The sequence below is a fragment of the Arenimonas sp. genome, assembly GCF_044348765.1.
Taxonomy (GTDB): Bacteria; Pseudomonadota; Gammaproteobacteria; order Xanthomonadales; family Xanthomonadaceae; genus Arenimonas.
This window is the reverse complement of sequence record NZ_JBIKSE010000089.1, coordinates 1-3,546: the sequence shown is the minus strand read 5'-3', so window position 1 is coordinate 3,546 and position 3,546 is coordinate 1. Positions and strand designations below refer to the sequence as shown.

At 65.6% G+C, this 3,546-nt stretch carries 5 protein-coding genes; all 5 read right to left on the bottom strand.

Features of this window, described 5'->3' with window-relative positions:
* A partial coding sequence (locus ACIQ0Q_RS08815; RefSeq protein ID WP_395772567.1) for a DEAD/DEAH box helicase occupies positions 1 to 2,205 on the bottom strand: 2,205 nt, incomplete at its 3' end.
* The gene (locus ACIQ0Q_RS08810; RefSeq protein WP_395772566.1) at positions 2,202 to 2,729 is read right to left on the bottom strand and encodes a hypothetical protein; all 528 of its coding nucleotides are present in this window, start codon (positions 2,727 to 2,729) and stop codon (positions 2,202 to 2,204) included. The genes ACIQ0Q_RS08810 and ACIQ0Q_RS08815, both read right to left, overlap by 4 nt.
* A 75-nt stretch (positions 2,730 to 2,804) precedes the next feature.
* Complete coding sequence (locus tag ACIQ0Q_RS08805; RefSeq protein ID WP_395772565.1) at positions 2,805 to 3,065, bottom strand: hypothetical protein; 261 nt, start codon at positions 3,063 to 3,065, stop codon at positions 2,805 to 2,807.
* Positions 3,062 to 3,439: a hypothetical protein gene (locus ACIQ0Q_RS08800; protein ID WP_395772564.1), complete on the bottom strand. Its 378-nt coding sequence runs from the start codon at positions 3,437 to 3,439 to the stop codon at positions 3,062 to 3,064. Before ACIQ0Q_RS08800 ends, ACIQ0Q_RS08805 begins: the two co-directional genes overlap by 4 nt.
* A partial coding sequence (locus tag ACIQ0Q_RS08795; protein ID WP_395772568.1) for a transglycosylase family protein occupies positions 3,427 to 3,546 on the bottom strand: 120 nt, incomplete at its 5' end. The genes ACIQ0Q_RS08800 and ACIQ0Q_RS08795, both read right to left, overlap by 13 nt.

Genomic DNA, 3,546 nt, shown 5'->3' with positions numbered 1-3,546 from the left:
ACGATCCGCGGCCTGATCCATGTCGGCCGGTGTCCACCCTTGCTCGATGAACAGGACATCGGCGGCGGCGGTGAGGGTGAGTCCGACTCCGGCGGCCTTCAGCGAACACGCGATGACCTGAGCGCTTTCGGTCTGTTGAAACTGATCGACGGCGATCTGCCGATCCGGGATCGAGACCGCTCCGGTGATGCGGCGACCGTCGGCGAACTCGTCGGCGATGAGATCGACGATCTCTCGGTGATGAGCGAACGCGACGAGTTTCGATCCGGTGTCGACGAAGTCGGCGACCCATTGTCGAGCGGCGGGGACCTTTGCTCGGGCGGCGAGACGTTTCAGGGCGGACACGGCGACGAGGTGCTCAGCGGCGGCGGCGCGTGTCGCTGCCTCCCATGCGATGCGGCGCGCCTCCTCGGAGGTTGCTCCGGATTCCTCGGCGGTCCGTCGAGCACTGTCGGCGAGGTATGAGACGATGTCGGCCTCGGCTCGGTGGTACTCGCGCATTGCGGCCGGGTCGCCGTCGACGATGATCGAGGACCATCGTTTCGGAGGTAGTTCGGTGAGGACGTCCTCCTTCCGGCGGCGGACCATACACGAGGCTCGGAGTCGTCGGTTCAGTTCGGGGAGGTTATGTCCGCCGGCGTATCGGGTCCGGAAGTCGCCGGGTCCGCCGAACTCGTCGAGGCGTCGGAGAAATCGGAGTTGGGTCACGATCTCGCCGGGGACGTTGACGACGGGGGTCCCGGTGAGGCAGAGGCGGAGGGCGTCGGGAGCGGTCCGGTCGGCGAGTCTGATCGCCGCCTTCGTGCGGAGCGCTGTTCCGTTCTTGATGTAATGCGACTCGTCGAGGATGACGGCGGCCGGGGCGGGGAGCACCTCGGCCCAAGTGTCGAGGACGTCGTAGTTCACGATCGTCACGTCGGGCGGTGGGTTCTGAGCGGTGTCGGCCCGGGTCCCGGAGATCACTCCGACCGACCATCCGGGGAGCCAGTGCTCGACCTCTCGGCGCCAGTTCAGTTTCAGCGAGGCGGGGCAGACGATGACGGCGGGACGGGCATCCCGGGCGGCGAGGCACGCGAGAGCCTGAACGGTCTTTCCTAGTCCCATCTGATCGGCGATCAGGACATCGCCTCCGGCTCGGAGGACATAGGCGACCCCGGCACGTTGGAACGGGAGGAGGGTCCCTCCGAGACCGTCGATCTCGATCTCAGCGTCGGAGGCGGCGGAGGCTTCGATCCGGGCGATCGCCTCGGCGGCGTCGGTGAGGACCTCGGCGGCGGTCGCGTCGATGATGGCGGACGTCGCGACGGCGAACTCGGAGACCTCGATCGCTGCTTCGATGTCGACGGTCCACACTCTCGACCGGGCGGACCATCGGGCGCCGGGGAGGTCTCGGACTCGGGCGATGAGATCACGGTCGTAGGGGAACCGGAGGATGAACTCGCCGGCGGCGATCGAGATCGCAGGTCGGAGGTCCGGCTCGATCTCGGGGAGGTCGGCCACGGCGGCGGGGATGGTGAGTCGGTGTCGTGCGGCGAAGGTGCGGACCAGTGCGGCCGAGGACAGCGGGGCGGTCCACACTCGACGATCAGGATCCCATAGGCGGCCGGGGATGTCTTTCACGGCGCCGACGGCGTCCGGGTCGTAGTCGAACGCCAGTACGAGGAGGTCGTCGACGATCGACACGGATCCGAGAGGGACGTCGACGGCGGTCGAGAGGACCTCACGCGCTGCCGGGGTAATCGGGATGTCGTGTTCGGCGGCGACGTCGAGGACCATCGAGAAACGTCGAGGCGGGACGATCCATCGTTTCCCGTCGCGATCCCATCGGGCGGACAGTTTCGATTTCACGTCGAGCGGATGACCGTACGGAATCTTGATCGTGATCCCGAGAGTCTGATCGTGATCGACGACGACGATCCCTCGACCCTGAGTCGGTGTCGTGACGGATCGAGGCGGAACGATCGCGTCGTAGTCGATGCCGATCGTCGAGAGTTGGGCGCGATACTTGCGGAGCATCTCCCACGCCTCGCGCGCGATCTCCGGGGTCCACGCTTGTTCGGGCATCATGGCGAGAGCGCGACCGAACGGAGCATCCGGTCCGGAGTATCCGATCCCGTCGTCGGTCGAGGCGCCATCGCATCGGCGCGCGATGCTCCGGACCGCTTCCATGAGGAGAGGATCCGGATCGACTGTCGTGTCGGTCATGCCGGATCGTTCACCATTTCGAGGACTTCCTCGATCGCTGCGATCTGATCGGCGTCGCCGATGCCGACGGGACGGGCGGCGATCCGGAGGCGACGGATCATCGCGGCGACCGCTTCGGCCTCTGAGTCGTAGGGTGCGGCGTTGCTCGTTCCCTCGAATGGGTTCGTGAGGCGACATCCCGTCTTCGTGTTGCGGCGGGTGATCGTCACGCTCTGACCGTCGGCGTCTCCCCATGAGATCACGATCGTCTTCGGGAGGTGGAGGTTCGCCTCTCCGAGTGCGATCGCCTCGACGACCTCGGGCTTCGCTGATCGACGGGCGTCGGCGGCGGCCTTCACTGCTGCTTCGGCGTCGGCGACACGCGTCGCGCACGAGTCGAGGTCTCCACACTTCACGAACCACGGTGAGGAGTGGAACGGGTAGTTCTTGTAGATGAAACCCTGACCGGCTTCGACGTGCTCGTGGCACTTGCCGCACGAGCCGGCGTAAGTGTTGGGGCGGTGGGCGGTGGTGGTCGTTGTCATGTCAGTAATCATACGTCTCGACTCTACCCCGGTCAAGTATGCCGAGAGATGCCATAGCGGACAAGGGATCGCGGGCTAGGCGGTCCGGGTCCGTCCGTGGCGGAGGTCCTTGTAGATCGCCTGCTCGGAGGTGCCGGCGGCCTCGGCCAGTGTCCGAAACGGGACGTGCTTCAGACGGAGTTCTCGGAGGAGGGCGCGTCGCTCTCGACCGTTGTCGGCGATGCGTTTCTCGGAGGCGCGCATCTCACGAGTCAGGAGTCGGATCCGTTGAAGATCGTCGGCGACGTGCTCCGGTGCGGGAGGTGTCGGTCGTCGGTTGGGGGCAGTGCTGTTCATCGTTTGGTTTCTCCTTCGATGATGAGGACGAGAGCGTCTCGTCCGATCTTGGGGGCTAGGTAAGTGATGCTGCGGACGATGTCGGGAGTGTCATCGTCGAGAACTCCGGCGTCGACGAGTCCGTCGATCGCTGCTTTCGCTGCGGGATGACACGCTCCAGTATCCTGAACGCCGGCACGATTGCGGAGCCACGGCTCGACGATCACGTCGCACCATTCGAGTCTTGGCGGGGCGAGTTCGGTCGCGAGGAGCGCGTACGCTGTCCTCCACTGTTTCGTTTTCTTGGCGCGATCCCATCGGTTACCGGAGCGCTCGGCGTTCGTGGTCCACGGTCGTTCGGGATACTCGATTCCGAATGAGATCATCGAAGCCATCCGTGACGACGTGAGCATCCCGGCCACGCTCCGTAACCTGACGATGCGAGGACACGCTCGGCGACGACGATCTGCTGCTCTCGTGTCGCCTCCCACGGATGAGCGGA